Raw genomic sequence first — 18,495 nt, 5'->3', positions numbered from 1 at the left:
GTTCTGGGGGGCTGGCGAGGCTTGGAGGGCGAGAGACAGGGCCAGGGCGATGGGCGTCATGTCGGGGCCTCGGGGGAGGGAAGCCCCTGTCTAACAGGGCGGCGGGCCAGGCGCAGGGCTCCGCACATGGCCCACAGTTGCAGGGGACCGGGCTCCGTGCGAAGGCGGACGCTGCCCGTGCACCTCGACCTACAGCCCGCACCGCCGGCCGGTGCCTTCCGCAAGCTCGCCCTGGGGACATGGCGTTCGCCGGGAGACCCCAGCGCCTATGCGGCGGTGGAGGTGCGCATGGAGCGAGCGGTGGCCTTCCTCGAAGCCTTCCGCGCCCGGACGGGACAGCGCCTCACGGTGACGCACCTGGTGGCCAAGGCCGCCGCGGATGCGCTGCGCCGCCATCCGGAGGCGAATGTCCTGATGCGCTGGAATCGCCCCTGGCGGCGCAAGGAGGTCGGCGTCTGCGTGTTGGTGGTGCAGCCCGCGGAGACGGGGCGCGCGGACCTGACGACGGCCACGGTGCATCGCGCGGACTCGCTGTCATTGGGGGCTTTCGCGGAGACGATGGCCTCGCGCATTGCAGCGGTCCGAGCGCGCAGGGATGCCGTCATCGAGCGTGGCAAGCGGCGCTCCTCTCTCATCCCTGGCTTCCTGATGGGATTGGCGCTGCGGATGTTGTCCTTCGTCTGGTTCACGTTGAACGTGGACCTGCGCTGGGTGGGCATGCCGTGGGACCCGTTCGGCTCGGTGGCGGTGACGAGTCTGGGCTCGTTGGGGCTGGAACGGGGCTATGTGGCCCTGGTGCCGTACACGCGCGTGCCCCTCCTGCTGGCGCCGGGCGCGGTGCGGACGGAGCCCGTGGTGGATGCGGGCGCGCTGGTGCCTGGGCAGGTGATGACGCTCACTTGCACATGGGACGCCCGGCTCATCGGCGTGGAGGACGCCGCGCGTGTCTTGCGCGACATCGGCGCCGCGCTGGAGGACCCGGAGGGGACGTGGGGCTCGGCTTCGCCAGACGGGCGCGGGGCTGCGAGCGGTGCGGAGGTGGGGTAGCATCGGGCCGCTGCTTCGAAAGGGGCCTTCATGTCCGTGGATACGAACCGCCGTGTCAGTGCTTCGCGCCCCGTGGGGCGCGCGCTCGGTGGGCAGGACCGCTTCGAGAAGGAGGCGCTGGAAGGGCCCGCCGAGGGAGGCCTCGCGCTGGCGCGGCGGCAGCGGATGGCGGGCGGGACGCTGCGGGCTGGAGAAGAGAGCCCGTTCGCGGCGAAGCTGCGGAAGCTCGGGGGCGGCGCTTCGGATGACGAGCGTTGAATCCGCTTGAGCCTCACGCCGCGTGAGGCCGTACCCATCTCATCACGCCACACTGCCGTGGCGGGATGAGGTGTGAATCATGTTCGAGAAGCACTACACGCCGGAGCAACTCCAGCTGTTGAAGGCCCGCCGCGAGGCCCTGGGCGAGGAGGCCATCCGCCAGGTCGAGGCCGAGTGGCCCCAGCTCATCGCCCGCGTCCGCGCGGAGATGGACCAGGGCACGGACCCCACGAGCGAGCCGGTGCGCTCGCTGGCCATGCGCTGGCGGGAGCTGCTGAAGGCGTTCACGGGGGGCGACCCTGGCATCGAAGGGGCGCTGAATGCGACGCATCAGCAGGAGCCCGAGGTCGCGGCGAAGCACGGGTTGGACCCCGCGCTCTTCGCTTACATCGGCAAGGCAATGGCCAGTCTGGAGGGGCAGGCGTAGCCGTGGTGAGGCAGCCTGCTTCGTCGTCGTTGGATTCAGTCACGGCGCTCCAGTCGCGTCCCTGGGGCGCTGTGTCACCGAACGCGAGGCGTGGATGCCATGAAGGTCTATCTGGATGACGAACGGGCCACTCCCGACGGCTGGGTGCGTGTGTGGTGGCCCGAAGAAGCGATTTCGCTGCTGGAGTCCGGGCAGGTGACGGAGCTGAGCCTGGACCACGACCTGGGCGACGACGCGCATGGCACCGGATATGACGTCTTGCTGTGGCTGGAAGAGGCCGTGGCGACCCGTGGCTTCGTGCCGCCACGGGGCCAGGTGCATTCGGCGAACAGCTCCGCGCGACAGAAGATGACGCTGGCCATCGCCCGCATCGAGCGCTTCGTCCAGGAAGGGCAGGGTGGTTGAGCTCGTCCCCAGGTGAAGGGGCGGGGCTTCAGCGCCTGCGGCCGGGATAGGCCCGAATCTGCGTGGCGTAGGTGTCACCATCCGCGATGTAGTTGAACGCGGCCTGTACGGGCGTGCCCTCGGAGAGTTGCTGCGGTGAGACGCGCTTGCCGTTGGCGCTGATGCGGGTGGTGTTGGTCACAAAGAGGTTGAAGGTGTCTCCGGACTCCGCGTCGCGGACCACGACGTGGTCCTTTCCGACGGAGGCCACCCGCCCTTGCATGACGACGCTGGCCAGCACCGTGGACGCCGTGTCCGCCTCAGACGCCGTGGCCTGCGTCCCTGAGCCTCCCGTCCCCGTGCCCTCGCGCCGCAATGTGTTCACCTCGGCTTCGAGCCGCTGGACCTGGTCGCGAAGCCGCGCGACCTCTTGCTCGAGGTTCTCGGGCTGCGCGCCGCTGGCTGCCTGAGTCTCCGCTGCGCCGCCGCTGGCCGCGCCGCCCGTGGTCGCGCCAGCCGGTGTTTCACTTCCACCTGCCGAACTGCCCGGGCCCGTCGCAGAGGGCTGGGGTCCCATCGTGTTGCTGCCGGCAGCGCCACCCGTCGCGGAGCCGGTCGTCATGCCGCTGCCGCCGGTCGCCGTCTCGCTGACGTCGGAGCTGGATCCGGTCGTCAGGCCGCCGCCGGTCGCCGTACCGCCGACATCGGAGCTGGAGCCTGTCGTTAGGCCGCCGCCGGTCGTCGTACCGCCGACATCGGAGCTGGAGCCTGTCGACACGCCGCTGCCGCCGGTCGCAGTACCGCCGACATTGGAGCTGGAGCCGGTCGTCATGCCGCTGCCGCCGGTCGCCGTACCGCTAACGCCGGAGTTCGCGCCTGCCGTGTTCGTGCTTCCGCTGGTCGTGCCCGTTCCACCGGTGCCACTCATGCCCGACCCACCTGTGCCGGTCGTGCTAGTGGAAGGAATGTTCATTCCAGTTCCCCAGGTGCCGTCGGCGGCGTTCGTGGATGTGTCAGGTTGTCCGCTGCCGCCAATCCCCGGTTGTGGGGTGTACCCGCGTGTCGCGCCCGCCGGTGGCGCGGCAACGGGCTCCGCGCCGGTGTTGGTCTCAATCGTGTCCATTGAGTTTCTTCCCGAATCGCCGGGAGCCGTTTGCGGCGGAGGCGAGAAGTTGCCTGGTTCATAGGCGCCCTGTGGTTGGACGATGCCCGGCGCTCCGCCGGACGCCGTGCCTCCGGCCGCGCCACCGCCTGCTGACTGGGCGAGCCCGGCCGACGACGTGAGGAGGCTGATGGTCAGGGCGGCATGGGTGATGGCGCGTCGCATGGTCGGTTCCTTTCCCTTTTCCTTGAAAGGTGCGGTCCGGGGGCGAGGCGGCAAGCGCGGGAACAGGCGAATAGCCAGGAGGATGGCCGCATGTAGGGAGCGTTGGCGTCAGGAAGCCCCTGAAGAGCCACCCTCTAGGACGCTCCCGCACTGGGGCATGACGGCCCGGGAACATCGAAAACGTTCATCGGCATGGCCCTGTTGCATGAGCAGCCTCCTGGTCTGCTGTATCAGCAGCGCATAGAGCACTGACCGTTCCCGGGTGCCGGGAGCGACTCCAGAGCTTGCTGTTCGGAAATGTCGGGGGTTTTCGCCGGCACCAAATGTCCCGACATTTCCGAACAGCAGCTGGCCAACTCCCGGCCCGAGGCGGTCTGCCTCAGAAGGCGTAGCGAACCCCGAGACGGAGTTGTCGTGGCGCCTGGTACTGAAAGGGCAGCAACGTCTCCTCACGGAGAACAGCCTGGGCCTTGAGCACATTGAACGCGTCGATGCTCAGCGTCACCAAGTGCTGGTCGGCAGTACCGTAGCGAGCGCTCAGTTGAGCATCGATGGTGGGGACCCAGGGCGTTCGTGTGCTGTCCGCTTCGCGCGGTGTTCCGGCCGCGCCCAGGTATGCGAGTCCCGCGTTGAGCGTGAGCGTGAACTCCTTTGATGCAAAGGCCTTGAAGACATGGGGCCGGTCCGCTCCGAGCAACCGCGATTGTGACAGCGGCCGTGACTGGGCATCGATGACCGTGCCCAGAATGGCACTCCGTGGATTCTCCGCGGCGCCGGCCGTCAGCAACGCGGCCAGGGCGACTCCCACGATTCGCAGCGCCTTCTCCCCACCATGCGGGCGTTGTCTCCCCTCCAGAACATCATGGCACGGCCACCCTTCGGCCCCGTTCTGTGCTGTCGTGGGGAAACGAACTGGGACGTGGCGCCGGGCCGCTGTTGACACCACCACCCGGCAAGGTCAGGAACGCCGCCGCGAGGAGCCGCCGTGAGTGGACGCGAGAGTCCGGTGTCAGGAGGCAAGGCGGCGCGCGCTTCCGCGAAGGAGGCTCGCCTGCGCCGAGCCGGCCCATGGCCGCTCACCGTGGCCACCGCCGCCGCGCTCGGGTTGCTCGTCTACGTCGCCACCACCAGCCTGCCCTACCTCATCTCCGCGCCCACCTCGGATCCGCACTTCGGCGCGCTGAACCACTGTCTCGCCCGTCTCCTGCAGCGCCCCCTGTTGGGCTGGGCCGTATCGCCGGATGCCTCGCGCGCCGCCGTCTACGGCGCCCAGGCCATGGCGGTCTGCACCCTGCCGGAGGGCTCCCGGCGGTTCCCCCTGGCGGGCGTACGCGCCGTCACCTTCGACCGGGAGAATCGCCTCTGGTGGTCTCAGGCCGGACAGCTCTGGCGCGACGACGGGGCCGAGCCCATGCGCATGGGCGACTTCTCCCCGGTATCGCTCGTCAGCCACGGGGGCGGGGTGCTGGCGCTCGACGCGGAGGGGCAGCTCGTCTCGGTGGCGCCTGACGGAGCGGTGCTGGGACAGGTGCCGGTATCCGGGGCGGAAGCACGGCTGTCCGTGGGAGCGGAGGGCACCTTCGCCGCCGTGCTCGACGAGGCCTCGCTCCGCTTCTACGAAGCGCGAACCCTCACTCCACTCCCCGTGGAGTTGCCGTGTGAAGTAGCGGGTTTGTGGTGGCTCGAGCGCCCCGAGCGCGTCCTGCTCGCCTGCGCCCAGGGGGACGAGCAGGCTTTCACGGTGGATCTCCGGACCGCCCGGTACGAGCCGGCGCAGCGCCCGCCAGGGGAGCCTGCTCGGAGGCTCCTCGGACGGCCCCTCTATGTGCACGGCTGCGACGGATTTCCGTGCACGGCCCCTGCCCCCTGAGATGTTCGTAGGAGGTGCGGCGCCGGGTGCCTTTCACGGGCGGTCCGGGCCTCTGAATCACTGCGTTCATTGGTGAACGTTCAGGGTTTCCGCGGGGCCTGCATTGAATCGACAAGCCCGCGAACTCCCTGGAGATTCGTCCCAGCCCGGGCGCCGCTCAGCGCAGCCAGCAGCGTTCATCCCGATCAGAGGTTTCTCGCGTGGACGACACCAAGGTTCCCCAGTCTTCTTCCAACGGCCGTAAGCGTGCCTCCGCACGCAAGCCTTCGGGGAACGACACTTCCCGCCCGGAGGCGCCCACCCGCGAGGTGGCCCCCTCCGAGCGCCCCGCGGTCAACCGCTTGCGCGGCGGCCGAGGACGAACCCGCTCCACCTCGCCAGCGGACCTCGAAGAGGCGGCACCGAAGCCCGCCCGCCGCAACGGCCGGGGCAGTGGCGCTCGTGCTTCCACCTCGCGTGGCCAGGGACGCGGCGGCCATCCGCTGCAGCCACTGCTCGCCGCGCTTCGTTCGGTGCATGGCGGAGACTTCTCCGTGCGGCTCCCCGGCGGCGGCGCCGACCCGGTGATGGAGGAGATCGCCAGTGCCTTCAACGCCGTGGTGTCGCTCAATGCCACCCTGACGCAGGAAGTGGTCCGCGTGGAGCGCGTGGTCGGCCGCGAGGGCCGCATGGGCGAGCGCGTGTCGCTGGGCGACGTGCGCGGCGAATGGGCCCACAGCATCAACTCCATCAATTCGCTCATCGGCGACCTGGTGCAGCCCACCACGGAGGTGGCGCGCGTGCTGGTGGCCGTGGCGCAGGGCGACCTCACCCAGAAGATGGCGTTGGAGATTGATGGCCAGCCCGTCAAGGGCGAGTTCCTCCGCATCGGCACCACCGTCAACGCGATGCTGGACCAGCTCAACTCGTTCGCCGCCGAGGTGACGCGCGTGGCGCGCGAGGTGGGCAGCGACGGCAAGCTGGGCGGTCAGGCCGAAGTGCGCGGCGTGTCCGGCGTGTGGAAGGACCTCACGGACAACGTGAACCTGATGGCCAACAACCTCACGGCCCAGGTGCGCAACATCGCCGAGGTGTCCACGGCGGTGGCCAACGGCGACCTGTCCAAGAAAATCACCGTGGACGCGCGCGGCGAGGTCTTCGAGCTCAAGAGCACCATCAACACGATGGTGGACCAGCTCAACGGCTTCGCCTCGGAAGTGACGCGCGTGGCGCGTGAAGTCGGCACCGAAGGGAAGCTGGGCGGTCAGGCCGCGGTGCCCGGCGTTTCCGGCACGTGGAAGGACCTCACGGACAACGTGAACTTCATGGCCTCCAACCTCACCACGCAGGTGCGAGGCATCGTGAAGGTGGTGACGGCCGTCGCCAACGGCGACCTCACCCAGAAGCTGATGGTGCCGTCGCAGGGTGAGATTGCCGCGCTGGGCGCCACGCTCAACGCGATGACGGACACCCTCAACGTCTTCGCGCAGCAGGTGACCAGCGTCGCGCGCACGGTGGGCGTGGAAGGCAAGCTGGGCGCCCAGGCCCAGGTGCCTGGCGCCGCCGGGACGTGGAAGGACCTCACGGACAACGTGAACCTGATGGCCAACAACCTCACGGCCCAGGTGCGCAACATCGGCGAGGTGACGACGGCCGTCGCCAAGGGCGACCTGTCCAAGAAAATCACCGTGGACGTGCGCGGCGAGGTGCTGGAGCTCAAGGACACCATCAACACCATGGTGGACCAGCTCCGCGCCTTCGCCTCCGAGGTGACGCGCGTGGCCCGCGAGGTGGGCACCGACGGCAAGCTGGGCGGCCAGGCCGACGTGAAGGGCGTGGGCGGCGTGTGGAAGGACCTCACGGACAACGTGAACTACATGGCCTCCAACCTCACCACGCAGGTGCGCAACATCGCGCTGGTGACGACGTCGGTGGCCAATGGCGACCTGTCCAAGAAAATCACCGTGGACGCGCGCGGCGAAATCCTGGAGCTGAAGAACACCATCAACACGATGGTGGACCAGCTCAACAGCTTCGCCTCGGAAGTGACGCGCGTGGCGCGCGAGGTCGGCACCCACGGCAAGCTGGGTGGCCAGGCCGAGGTGCGCGGTGTGTCCGGCACCTGGAAGGACCTCACGGACAACGTGAACGTCATGGCCGTCAACCTCACCACCCAGGTGCGCGGCATCGCCAAGGTGGTGACGGCGGTGGCCAACGGTGACCTCACCCAGCGCCTGAAGATGGAGGCCAAGGGCGAGGTGGCCGAGCTGGCCGACACCATCAACGCGATGACGCAGACGCTGTCCATCTTCGCGCAGCAGGTGACGGACGTGGCGCGCACGGTGGGCGTGGAAGGCAAGCTGGGCGCCCAGGCGGTGGTGCCGGGCGTGGCGGGCACGTGGAAGGACCTCACCAACAACGTGAACCTGCTCGCCAACAACCTCACCGACCAGGTCCGCAACATCGCCGAAGTCACCACGGCCGTGGCCAAGGGTGACCTGTCTCGCAAGATTACCGTCGACGCCAAGGGCGAGGTGCTGGAGCTCAAGAGCACCATCAACACCATGGTGGACCAGCTCAACAGCTTCGCCGCCGAGGTGACGCGCGTCGCGAAGGAAGTCGGCACCGAAGGGAAACTGGGCGGTCAAGCCGAAGTGCGCGGCGTGTCCGGCGTGTGGAAGGACCTCACGGACAACGTGAACTTCATGGCCGTCAACCTCACCACGCAGGTGCGCGGCATCGTGCGCGTGGTGACGGCGGTGGCCAACGGCGACCTGAACCAGAAGCTGACGATGGATGCCAAGGGCGAGATTGCCGCGCTCGCGGACACCATCAACGCGATGACGCAGACGCTGTCCATCTTCGCGCAGCAGGTGACGGACGTGGCGCGCACGGTGGGCGTGGAAGGCAAGCTGGGCGCCCAGGCGGAAGTGCCGGGCGTGGCGGGCACGTGGAAGGACCTCACCAACAACGTGAACCTGCTCGCCAACAACCTCACGGCGCAGGTGCGAAACATCGCCGAAGTCACCACGGCCGTGGCCAATGGTGACCTGTCCAAGAAAATCACGGTCGACGCCAAGGGCGAGGTGCTGGAGCTGAAGAGCACCATCAACACCATGGTGGACCAGCTGCGCGCCTTCGCCGCCGAGGTGACGCGCGTCGCGAAGGAAGTCGGCACCGAGGGCAAGCTGGGCGGTCAGGCCGACGTGAAGGACCTGTCCGGCGTGTGGAAGGACCTCACGGACAACGTGAACGTCCTGGCCGGAAACCTCACGGACCAGGTGCGCAATATCGCCAAGGTGACCACGGCGGTGGCCAACGGCGACCTGTCGCAGAAAATCACCGTCTCCGTGAAGGGCGAGGTGCTGGAGCTGAAGAACACCATCAACACGATGGTGGACCAGCTCCGTGCCTTCGCCTCCGAGGTGACACGCGTCGCGAAGGAAGTCGGCACCGAAGGCAAGCTGGGCGGTCAGGCCGCGGTGCCCGGGGTCGCCGGCACCTGGAAGGACCTCACGGACAACGTGAACGTGCTGGCCGGAAACCTCACGGACCAGGTGCGCAACATCGCCAAGGTGACCACCGCGGTGGCCAACGGCGACCTGTCGCAGAAAATCTCCGTGGAGGCCCGGGGCGAAATCCTGGAGCTGAAGAGCACCATCAACACCATGGTGGACCAGCTGCGCGCCTTCGCCGCCGAGGTGACGCGCGTCGCGAAGGAAGTGGGGACGGACGGCAAGCTGGGCGGCCAGGCCGCGGTGCCCGGGGTCGCCGGCACGTGGAAGGACCTCACGGACAACGTGAACAGCATGGCCTCCAACCTCACCGCGCAGGTGCGAAACATCGCGCTGGTGACCACGGCGGTGGCCAATGGCGATTTGTCCAAGAAGATTACCGTCGACGCCAAGGGCGAAATCCTGGAGCTGAAGGACACCATCAACATCATGGTGGACCAGCTCAACAGCTTCTCCGCGGAGGTGACGCGCGTCGCGCGCGAGGTCGGCACCGAGGGCAAGCTGGGCGGTCAGGCCGAAGTGCGCGGCGTGTCCGGCGTGTGGAAGGACCTCACGGACAACGTGAACTTCATGGCCCGCAACCTCACCACGCAGGTGCGCGGCATCGTCAAGGTCGTGACGGCGGTGGCCAACGGCGACTTGAAGCAGAAGCTGGCCGTGGAGGCGAAGGGCGAGGTCGCCGCGCTGGCGGAGACCATCAACAACATGACGGACACGCTGGGCACCTTCGCCGAGCAGGTGTCCACGGTGGCCCGCGAGGTGGGCGTCGAAGGAAAGCTGGGCGGTCAGGCCCGCGTGCCAGGAGTCGCGGGGACGTGGAAGGACCTCACGGACAACGTGAACTTCATGGCCTCCAACCTCACCACACAGGTGCGCGGCATCGTCAAGGTCGTGACGGCGGTGGCCAACGGCGACCTGACGCAGAAACTGGCCGTGGAGGCGAAGGGCGAGGTCGCCGCGCTGGCGGAGACCATCAACAACATGACGGACACGCTGGGCACCTTCGCCGACCAGGTGACGACGGTGGCCCGCGAGGTGGGTATCGAAGGAAAGCTGGGCGGCCAGGCCCGCGTGCCGGGTGCTCGCGGCACGTGGCGGCAGCTGACCGACAACGTGAACCAGTTGGCCGGCACGTTGACGAGCCAGCTGCGCGCCATCTCCGACGTGGCCACCGCGGTGACAAAGGGTGACCTCACGCGAAGCATCACCGTCGTGGCCGAGGGCGAGGTCGCCGCGCTGAAGGACAACATCAACCAGATGATCGTCAACCTGCGTGAGACGACGCAGAAGAACCAGGAGCAGGACTGGCTCAAGACGAACCTGGCGAAGTTCAGCGGCATGATGCAGGGCCAGAAGAGCCTGGACGCCGTCAGCCGCCTCATCATGAGCGAGCTGACGCCGCTGGTCTCCGCGCACCACGGCGCCTTCTTCCTGGTGGACGGCGCCGAGGCCGGAACGCCGTTGCTCAAGCTCACCAGCACCTACGCGTACCGGGAGCGCAAGCACATCGCCAACCGGTTCCGCTTCGGTGAGGGACTGGTCGGCCAGTGCGCCCTGGAGCGGAAGACCATCCTGCTCACCCAGGTGCCGGAGGACTACATCACCATCTCCTCCGGACTGGGCGAGGCCGCGCCGCTCAACATCATCGTCCTGCCCGTCCTCTTCGAGGGCGAGGTGAAGGCCGTCATCGAGCTGGCCTCCTTCCACGCGTTCAGCGCCATCCACCAAATCTTCCTGGATCAGCTCACGGAGACCATTGGCGTGGTGCTGAACATGATCATCGCCAACATGCGCACGGAGCAGCTGCTGCTCCAGTCGCAGGACCTGACGCAGGAGCTCCAGAGCCAGTCCAAGGAGCTGACGCAGCAGCAGGAGGCCCTCAAGCGCAGCAACATCGAGCTGGAGGAGAAGGCGACGCTGCTGGAGGAGCAGAACCGCCGCGTCGAGGAGAAGAACAACGAGGTGGAGCGCGCCCGCGTCAGCCTGGAGGAGAAGGCCGAGCAGCTCACCGTCATCTCCAAGTACAAGAGCGAGTTCCTGGCCAACATGAGCCACGAGCTGCGCACGCCGCTCAACTCGCTGCTCATCCTGGCCAAGCTGCTGTCGGACAACAAGGACGGCAACCTCAGCACCAAGCAGGTGGAGTACGCGAACACCATCTACGCCTCCGGCGGAGACCTGCTCAGCCTCATCAACGAAATCCTCGACCTGTCCAAGGTGGAGGCCGGAAAGATGCAGGTGGAGCCGCGGGACATCGTCCTCACCGAGCTCAATCAGTTCATCGAGCGCAGCTTCCTCCCCGTCGCGGAGCAGAAGGGCCTGTCCTTCACCGTGGAGGTGGGGCCCGGCGCGCCGCGCCACATCCGCACCGACCCGCAGCGGCTCCAGCAGGTGCTGAAGAACCTGCTGTCCAACGCCTTCAAGTTCACCGACGAGGGCAGCGTCCAGTTGAAGGTGAAGCTGGCAGAGCCGGGCACGCACTTCGACCACGAGGTTCTGCGGCGCTCACGGTACGTGCTCGGCTTCGCGGTGACGGACACGGGCATCGGCATCGCGCGGGACAAGCAGCGCCTCATCTTCGAGGCGTTCCAGCAGGCGGACGGCTCCACCGCGCGCAAGTACGGCGGCACGGGCCTGGGCCTGTCCATCAGCCGCGAAATCGCCAAGCTGTTGGGCGGTGAAATCCAGGTGACCAGCGAGCCCGGCCGCGGCAGCACCTTCACGCTCTACCTGCCGCCCGAGTACGTCAGTCCGGAGGAGGAGGGGCTGCCGTCCATTCCGTCCCCGTACGAGCCTCCGCCCCGGCTGCCGCCTCCTCCGACGCAGGAGTCGCCGCGCGCGGAGCCGCCTCCCGCGCAGCCGGTGGCGGACAGTGGCCACGTGCTGGACGCGGCGCTGCCGCCGCCCATCGAGTCGCTGCTGACGCCCGTCGCCGTGGAGGATGACCGCGACCACATCCGCGAAGGGGACCGCGTCCTGCTGCTCATCGAGGACGACGTGAAGTTCGCCCGCATCATGGTGCAGATGGCGCGGGAGAAGGGCTTCAAGGCCCTGGTGGCCACGCGCGGCGATACCGGCCTGTCCATGGCCAACGAGTTCCAGCCGCACGCCATCACCCTGGACATCCAGCTCCCCGTGGTGGACGGCTGGAGCGTGCTGGACCGGCTCAAGCGCAACCCGCGCACGCGCCACATCCCCGTGCACGTCATCAGCGTCATGGACAAGAACCAGGGCAACTCACAGGGCGCCTTCGGTTACCTCACCAAGCCCGTCAGCAAGGAGGGCCTGGAGCGGGTGTTCAACCAGCTGGCCAGCTTCCTGGAGCGCAAGGAGCGCCGGCTGCTGCTGGTGGAGGACGACGACGTCCAGCGCGACAGCCTGGTGAAGCTGCTCAGCGAAGGCGGCGATGTCGAGGTGACGGCCGTGGCCACCGGCGAGGAGGTGCTCCAGAACCTGGAGACGGGCGAGTTCGACTGCGTCGTCATCGACCTGATGCTGCCCGACACCGACGGCATCCGGCTGGTAGAGGAGGTCAAGACGCAGAACCGCTTCCGCGACCTGCCCATCGTCATCTACACCGGCAAGGAGCTGACGCCCAAGGACGAGGCCCGGCTGCGTCGCTACACCGGCAGTGTCATCCTCAAGAGCGGGACGAAGAGTCCGGAGCAGCTGCTCAGCGACACGGCGCTGTTCCTCCACCGGTTGGACCAGAACCTGCCGCCTCGCGCCCGCGCCGCCCTGGCTCAGCGCAACGAGATGGACACGGAGCTATCCGCCAAGAAGGTCCTGGTGGTGGATGACGACATGCGCAACATCTTCGCGCTCACCAGCGTGCTGGAGAACCACGGCATGCAGGTGGTGTTCGCGGAGAACGGGCGCGCGGCCATCGAGATGCTCGAACAGCACCGCGACGTCGACATCGTCCTCATGGACGTGATGATGCCGGAGATGGATGGCTATGAGACCATGCGGGCCATCCGCAAGGACCTCAAGTACTCCAGCCTCCCCATCATCGCGGTGACGGCGAAGGCGCTGAAGGACGACCGGGAGAAGTGCATGGCGGCCGGCGCGAGCGATTACCTGCCCAAGCCGGTGGACACCGACAAGCTTCTGGAGCTCATCCGTCTGTGGGTGACGGCTTGATTCGCTGAGTGATGGTTACCGTACGGCGCCTCTCTTCCGGGCTTGGGTCCGGTCGAGGGGCCGCCTAGCCTCTTCCACCTTGGGAACAGGTGGGACCGGGCCAGATTCATCCGCCGACTTCAATGACGCCTAGCGAACACATCTCCGCGGACCGCAACCCGGAAAGGGCTTCCCAGCCCCGAGCGAGCATTCTGATGGTGGACGACCATCCGTCCAACCTGCTCGCGCTCGAGGCCATTCTCGAGCCGCTCGGGCAGGAACTGGTGAAGGCCACCAGCGGTGAGGAGGCCCTCAAGTTCCTGCTTCAGCGCGACTTCGCCGTCATCCTGATGGACGTGCAGATGCCGGGGCTGGACGGCTTCCAGACAGCCACGCTCATCAAGCAGCGCGAGCGCACGCGCACCATCCCCATCATCTTCCTCACCGCGCTCAGCCGCGACGCGGCCCACGTCTTCAAGGGCTACGCGCACGGCGCGGTGGACTACCTGCTCAAGCCGTTCGACCCGGAAATCCTCCGCTCCAAGGTCAGCGTCTTCGTGGACCTGTTCCTCAAGGAGCAGCAGATTCAGCGGCAGGCGGTGCTGCTCCGGCAGCGCGAGCGCGAGGCGCTGGAGCGGCAGAGCGAGCTGCGCCACCTGCTGCTCACGGAGTCCTTGCCGGAGGTGATGTGGGCGGCGCGCTCGGACGGCAGCTTCACCTACGCCAACCGCGCCGCGCGGGACTACACCGGCATTCAGGCGGACCAGCCGCTGTCGCTCAACACCTTCCTGGAGTTCGTCCACCCGGTGGACCGCGAGGCCATGCGCGCCGCATGGGTGCAGGCCATCCGCATGGGACAGCGCGTGGAGCGCGAGTTCCGCCTGCGCCGCTTCGACGGCGTGTACCGCTGGCACCTGGCGCGCGCGGTGCCGGAGCGGGACGAGAATGGCCTGCTGGCCGGCTGGATCGCCGTGGCCACGGACATCGACGACAAGCGCCGGGCGGAGGAGGCGCTGGGGCGCTTCAAGGCGACGCTGGACGCGACGCTGGACTGCGTCCTCATGTTCTCCCCGGACTCGCTGACGCTCACCTACGCCAACGCGGGCGCGGCCAAGCAACTGGCCGGCAGCGCCGATGAGCTGGTGGGCCTGTCGGTGCTGGAGGTGGAGAGCGCCTTCGACGAGGCCGGCTTCCGCAAGCTGCTGGCGCCGCTGGTGAGTGGCACGTTGCCCAGCCAGACGTACTCCACCAGCCACCGCCGGCGGGATGGCTCGGAGGTGCCGGTGGAGGTGGTGCTCCAGTACGTGGCGGCGGACGGCGGCCCCGGGCGCTTCATCTCCGTGGCGCGCGACATCACCGAGCGGCAGCGGGCGGAGACGGCGCTGCGGCTGGCCAGCGAGGCGAAGGATTCCTTCCTCGCGGCGGCCAGCCACGAGCTGCGCACGCCGCTGGCCGCGGCCAAGGGCCACGCGCACCTGGCGCTGCTGAAGCTGGGCGGTGAGACAGAGGCCGGGCCGGGCAAGTCGCTCAAAATCATCAACCGGCAAATCGACCGGATGGCCAAGCTGGTGGAGGACCTGCTGGACATCAGCCGGCTCCAGGCGGGGCGCCTGTCGTTGGAGCTGGAGCGGTTCGACCTGAGCCACCTGGTGCACGAGACGCGGGACCGCATGGCGGTGCTGTCGCAAGGCCATGAAATCCACGTCGAGGCGTCGGAGCAGCTCGAGGGGACGTGGGACCGGGGCCGGTTGGACCAGGTGCTCACGAACCTGCTGTCCAATGCGCTGCGCTACTCGCCCGAGGGCGGGCCCGTGTGGGTGCGGGTGCAGGGTGAGCGCGACGAGGGCGTCCACCTGTCGGTGACGGACACCGGCGTGGGAATCCCCAAGGAGAAGCAGGCGCTCATCTTCGAGCGCTTCGGCCGCGCGCACGGCAGCAAGTACGGCGGTCTGGGCCTGGGGCTCACCATCAGCCAGGGCATCGTGGAGCAGCACGGCGGCCGCATCTGGGTGGAGTCCCCGGGCGTGGCGGGCGGAGGCTCTACGTTCCACGTCTGGCTGCCGCGCGAGACGGAGGCGCCTGCCGGCGGCGTGCATCCGGACGCGGCGACGCGCTCCACCAACTGAGCGCGTCCCTGGCGAAGTGTCCCGGCGTCCGTGCAGTTCGCGCTCAGGGCCTGGCTGGAGGGGAGAGGGTCAGCTCAGCCGCACCGCCAGCTTCGTGTGGCCTTGCTGGTGGGCACGGTCCGCCGCGCTCTCACCGGCCGCGTTGCGCCGCCGCGCATCGGCACCGCCCGTCAGCAGCAACTCGATGACCTCGGCATGCCCGTTGCGGGCCGCGGTGTGCAGCGGCGTGTTGCCGCCCTCGTCCGCCAGGTCTGGGTTCGCTCCCCGTCCGAACAGCGCCGTGGCGCCGCTGTCGTCCCGTGGGTTGACGTCCTGCTCGGGCCGAAGCTGGAGGATGCTCTGCACCGCGACGCGCGCCCTCGTCGGCGCGGTCCTCGCGGTCGCGATCGTCCTCGGGAGCATCGTCCTTGGGCTCGGCCAACTGGCCCCGTAGTCGTTTCTGTTCTGGAGGATGCACGGGGTCCAGCATGCCCTTACACCCGTGTTGCGTAGCGACGCGCACCAACACGAACGAGGAGCTGAGATGTCGAAGACCTTTACGCAGACGAAGGAGGAGCTGGTCGGAAAAGCGAAGAAGCAGATGGACACCACCTTCGGCCAGGGTGACTGGACCGTGCGTCAGAAGCTGGCGCTGACCTGCCGGATCTTGTTCGAGGGCGGCCACGACTCGGGGTTGGCCGGGCAGATCACCGCCCGCGCTACGGAGCCCGGCACCTATTACACGCAGCAGTTGGGCCTTGGGTTCGACGAGATCACCGCGTCGAACCTCCTGGTCGTCAACAGCGACCTCGAGGTTCTCGAAGGCAAAGGGATGGCCAACCCGGCGAACCGCTTCCATAGCTGGGTCTATGAGGCGCGGCCCGACGTCAACTGCATCATCCACACGCACCCGACGCACATCGTCGCGCTCTCCATGCTCGAGGTCCCCCTGCAGGTCTCGCACATGGACATGTGCCCCCTCTTCGATGACTGCGCCTTCCTGAAAGATTGGCCGGGGGTACCGGTCGGCAACGAGGAGGGCGAGATCATCTCCAAGGCGCTCGGCTCCAAGCGCGCGCTCCTCCTCTCCCATCATGGTCAACTGGTGGCCGGCGATAGCATCGAGCAGGCGTGCGTGCTGGCCGAGCTCTTCGAGAGGGCGGCTCGCCTGCAGCTCCTCGCCTCTGCGGCTGGCGACATCAAGCCCATACCGGAGAAGCTGGGAAAGGAGGCGCACGACTGGATTTTGCGGCCCACGCGCAGCGCGATCACGTTCGCCTACTTCGCGCGCCGAGTGCTGAAGAAGCACGGGGACGCCCTGGCTTGAGCCGCATGCACGCAGCACTGGACCCTTCGTTCTTTTTCTTCTGGATGTCGTTCAGGGTCCAGCCGCCCGGTACACGAACGAACCGTGCGCAACGACGCGCACAGCACACTTGGAGACCAACATGACAGAGAACCATTACTCCGACATCGAGATGAGCCACGAGGCGGCGGGGGGCGCACGATGAGCGCGCTGCTTCGCGGTATCGTCGCGTACCCAATCACGCCGTTCACGTCGAAGGGACGTGTCGACGAGGTGCTCCTCGGCAAGATCGTTGACGACATGGTGAAGGCGGGTGTCCACGCCATCGCGCCTCTCGGCAGCACCGGCGTGCTGCCGTACCTCTCCGATGACGAACGGGAGCAGGTTGCGGAGATCGTCATCAAGCGGGTCGCCGGGCGCGTACCCTCGCTCGTCGGCGTTTCGAGCCTCACCACCGAGCGCACCGTCCACCACGCGAAGCACGCCGAGAAGCTCGGTGCCAGCGCGGTGATGATCATCCCGATGAGCTACTGGAAGCTGAGCGACGCCGAGATCATCACCCACTACGAGACGGTGGCGAAGCGCATCGCCATCCCCATCGCGGTCTACAACAACCCCGCAACGGGAGGCCTCGACCTGAGCCCCGACGTCATCTCGCGGCTACTGAAGATCCCGAACGTCACGATGGTCAAAGAGAGCACCGGCGACGTGAACCGCATGCACCGCCTCGTCCAGCTCTGCGGGGAGGATGTGGCGTTCTACAATGGGAGCAACCCGCTCGCGTTGGCCGCCTTCGTGGCCGGTGCGCGCGGCTGGTGCACCGCAGCGCCCCACATCATCCCGAAGCTCAACATCGAGCTCTACGACGCCATCCAGCGAGGTGACGTCGCGGCAGCGCGTCAGAGCTTCTATCGGCAGCTTCCTTTCCTGCAATTCATCGTCGCTCACGGCCTCCCGCGCGCAATCTCGGCGGCGCTCGAGCTACAGGGGACGTCTGTCGGGCCGCTCCGCGCGCCCCTGCAGGCGCTCCCTGCAGAGCGTGTCGAGGAGCTCCGTCGAATCCTCGTCGGGCTCGAAGTTATCCCCGGCAAATCATGATCGATTTTCCGTCCTGAAGCTCGCCTGCCCAGGACCCGCCGGCCGCCCTTCCAGCAAGGGGGAGGTAGGGCCGGGCAGGCGCCGCGGTTGCCGGCCTCCATGGGTGATTACCCTTCGCGCGACGTCAACTCTTTCGCGTTGGGAGGCCCGCATGAAAGCCGTGGTGCTCAAGTCCTATGGAGACGTGGATGCGCTCGCCATTCAAGACATGCCCGAGCCGAAGGTGGGGCCAGGCGAGGTGAAGGTCCGCGTCACCGCCGCGGGCATCAATCCCGTGGACTGGAAGATTCGACGCGGGGACATGAAGGCGATGATGCCCGTGCAGTTCCCCACCATCCTCGGACGGGACGTGGCCGGCGAGGTCATGGAGGTGGGCCCGGGCGTCACTGACTTCAAGCCCGGCGACCGCGTCATGGGCGTGGTGAACGCGGGCTACGCGGAGAAGGTCGTCGCGCCCGTGGAGTCCTGGGCGAAGGTCCCCGAGTCCATGGACTTGAAGGACGCCGCCGCGCTCCCCCTGGTCACGCTCACCGGCGTGCAACTGATGGAAGAGGCGGTGAATCCCAAGAAGGGGGACACGGTGCTCGTCATCGGCGCGCTGGGGGCGGTGGGCCGCGCCGCCGTCTTCGCGGCGAAAGCCCGGGGCGCGAAGGTGCTGGCCGGCGTGCGCGCCAGCCAGAAGGCGGAGGCGCAGAAGCTGGGCGTGGACGGCGTCTTCGCGCTCGACGTCGCGGACGAGTTCTCCAAGCTGCCCATGCTGGACGCGGTGGCGGACACCGTGGGCGGCCAGGTGGTGGCCCGCGTGCTGGAGAAGGTGAAGCCCGGAGGCACCCTGGGCAGCGTCCTGGGTGAGCCTCCCGAGGCCAAGGGGCGGCAAATCACCGTGCGCGCCATTCTCTCGCACCCGGACTCGCGCCGTCTGACGCAACTGGGGCAGGCCGTCGCCAAGGGCGACCTGGTCATCCCCGTCAGCAAGCGCTTCCCGCTGGAGCAGGTGAAGGAAGCGCAGAGGCTCGCGGAGCAGGGCGGCGTGGGCAAGGTGCTGCTCGTCAACTGA

14 protein-coding genes are annotated in these 18,495 nt (G+C 67.9%); 11 read left to right on the top strand and 3 right to left on the bottom strand.

Annotation, left to right across the window (positions count from 1 at the left end):
- The first annotated feature begins 177 nt into the window (after positions 1 to 177).
- From F8M74_RS05510 to F8M74_RS05495, 4 genes are all read left to right on the top strand, one after another.
- Entirely contained in the window at positions 178 to 1,047 is an 870-nt protein-coding gene (locus F8M74_RS05510) for a 2-oxo acid dehydrogenase subunit E2 (RefSeq protein ID WP_141255073.1), read from the top strand.
- A 30-nt stretch (positions 1,048 to 1,077) separates the two neighbouring features.
- Positions 1,078 to 1,305 carry a hypothetical protein gene (locus tag F8M74_RS05505; RefSeq protein WP_141255074.1) on the top strand — a complete coding sequence of 76 codons (228 nt, stop codon included), beginning with the start codon at positions 1,078 to 1,080 and terminating at the stop codon, positions 1,303 to 1,305.
- A 79-nt stretch (positions 1,306 to 1,384) separates the two neighbouring features.
- A complete protein-coding gene (locus F8M74_RS05500) occupies positions 1,385 to 1,732 on the top strand; it encodes a TipAS antibiotic-recognition domain-containing protein (RefSeq protein ID WP_141255075.1) in 348 nt (115 codons plus the stop codon).
- Positions 1,733 to 1,831: 99 nt separating this feature from the next.
- Positions 1,832 to 2,137 (top strand): cyclic-phosphate processing receiver domain-containing protein, encoded by a 306-nt coding sequence (locus F8M74_RS05495; RefSeq protein ID WP_141255076.1) that lies wholly within the window; start codon positions 1,832 to 1,834, stop codon positions 2,135 to 2,137.
- Between the two features lie 28 nt (positions 2,138 to 2,165).
- Here the strand turns inward: F8M74_RS05495 and F8M74_RS05490 are convergent, their stop codons facing one another.
- Positions 2,166 to 2,738 carry a bZIP transcription factor gene (locus F8M74_RS05490; RefSeq protein WP_141255077.1) on the bottom strand — a complete coding sequence of 191 codons (573 nt, stop codon included), beginning with the start codon at positions 2,736 to 2,738 and terminating at the stop codon, positions 2,166 to 2,168.
- Between F8M74_RS05490 and F8M74_RS05485 the strand changes: the two genes are divergently transcribed.
- Positions 2,737 to 3,303, top strand: coding sequence for a hypothetical protein (locus tag F8M74_RS05485; protein WP_141255078.1), 567 nt, complete (start codon positions 2,737 to 2,739; stop codon positions 3,301 to 3,303). The two genes, F8M74_RS05490 and F8M74_RS05485, sit on opposite strands and share 2 nt — an antisense overlap.
- A 519-nt stretch (positions 3,304 to 3,822) precedes the next feature.
- On the opposite strand, the gene F8M74_RS05480 is transcribed toward F8M74_RS05485, so the two are convergent.
- Positions 3,823 to 4,251, bottom strand: coding sequence for a TonB-dependent receptor (locus F8M74_RS05480; RefSeq protein WP_228559318.1), 429 nt, complete (start codon positions 4,249 to 4,251; stop codon positions 3,823 to 3,825).
- 177 nt (positions 4,252 to 4,428) lie between these two features.
- On the opposite strand from F8M74_RS05480, the gene F8M74_RS05475 reads away from it, so the two are divergent.
- From F8M74_RS05475 to F8M74_RS05465, 3 genes are all read left to right on the top strand, one after another.
- Entirely contained in the window at positions 4,429 to 5,313 is an 885-nt protein-coding gene (locus F8M74_RS05475; RefSeq protein WP_141255079.1) for a hypothetical protein, read from the top strand.
- Between the two features lie 200 nt (positions 5,314 to 5,513).
- Positions 5,514 to 12,950, top strand: a complete 7,437-nt coding sequence (locus F8M74_RS05470) for a HAMP domain-containing protein (protein WP_141255080.1) — start codon at positions 5,514 to 5,516, stop codon at positions 12,948 to 12,950.
- A 122-nt stretch (positions 12,951 to 13,072) separates the two neighbouring features.
- Positions 13,073 to 15,055, top strand: coding sequence for an ATP-binding protein (locus F8M74_RS05465; protein ID WP_171410492.1), 1,983 nt, complete (start codon positions 13,073 to 13,075; stop codon positions 15,053 to 15,055).
- Between the two features lie 69 nt (positions 15,056 to 15,124).
- Here the strand turns inward: F8M74_RS05465 and F8M74_RS05460 are convergent, their stop codons facing one another.
- Complete coding sequence (locus tag F8M74_RS05460) at positions 15,125 to 15,457, bottom strand: ankyrin repeat domain-containing protein (RefSeq protein ID WP_216620669.1); 333 nt, start codon at positions 15,455 to 15,457, stop codon at positions 15,125 to 15,127.
- A gap of 121 nt (positions 15,458 to 15,578) precedes the next feature.
- Between F8M74_RS05460 and F8M74_RS05455 the strand changes: the two genes are divergently transcribed.
- The 3 genes from F8M74_RS05455 to F8M74_RS05445 all read left to right on the top strand — a co-directional run bounded on the left by F8M74_RS05455 (position 15,579) and on the right by F8M74_RS05445 (position 18,495).
- Positions 15,579 to 16,361, top strand: a complete 783-nt coding sequence (locus tag F8M74_RS05455; RefSeq protein WP_141255082.1) for an aldolase — start codon at positions 15,579 to 15,581, stop codon at positions 16,359 to 16,361.
- Positions 16,362 to 16,541: 180 nt separating this feature from the next.
- Positions 16,542 to 17,438 carry a dihydrodipicolinate synthase family protein gene (locus F8M74_RS05450; RefSeq protein ID WP_141255083.1) on the top strand — a complete coding sequence of 299 codons (897 nt, stop codon included), beginning with the start codon at positions 16,542 to 16,544 and terminating at the stop codon, positions 17,436 to 17,438.
- 151 nt (positions 17,439 to 17,589) lie between these two features.
- Positions 17,590 to 18,495 carry an NADP-dependent oxidoreductase gene (locus F8M74_RS05445; RefSeq protein WP_141255084.1) on the top strand — a complete coding sequence of 302 codons (906 nt, stop codon included), beginning with the start codon at positions 17,590 to 17,592 and terminating at the stop codon, positions 18,493 to 18,495.

The organism is Myxococcus sp. CA023 (assembly GCF_010998615.1).
Taxonomy (GTDB): domain Bacteria; phylum Myxococcota; class Myxococcia; order Myxococcales; family Myxococcaceae; genus Myxococcus.
The sequence above is the reverse complement of the archived record's forward strand: the minus strand, read 5'-3'. Positions and strand labels throughout refer to the sequence as shown.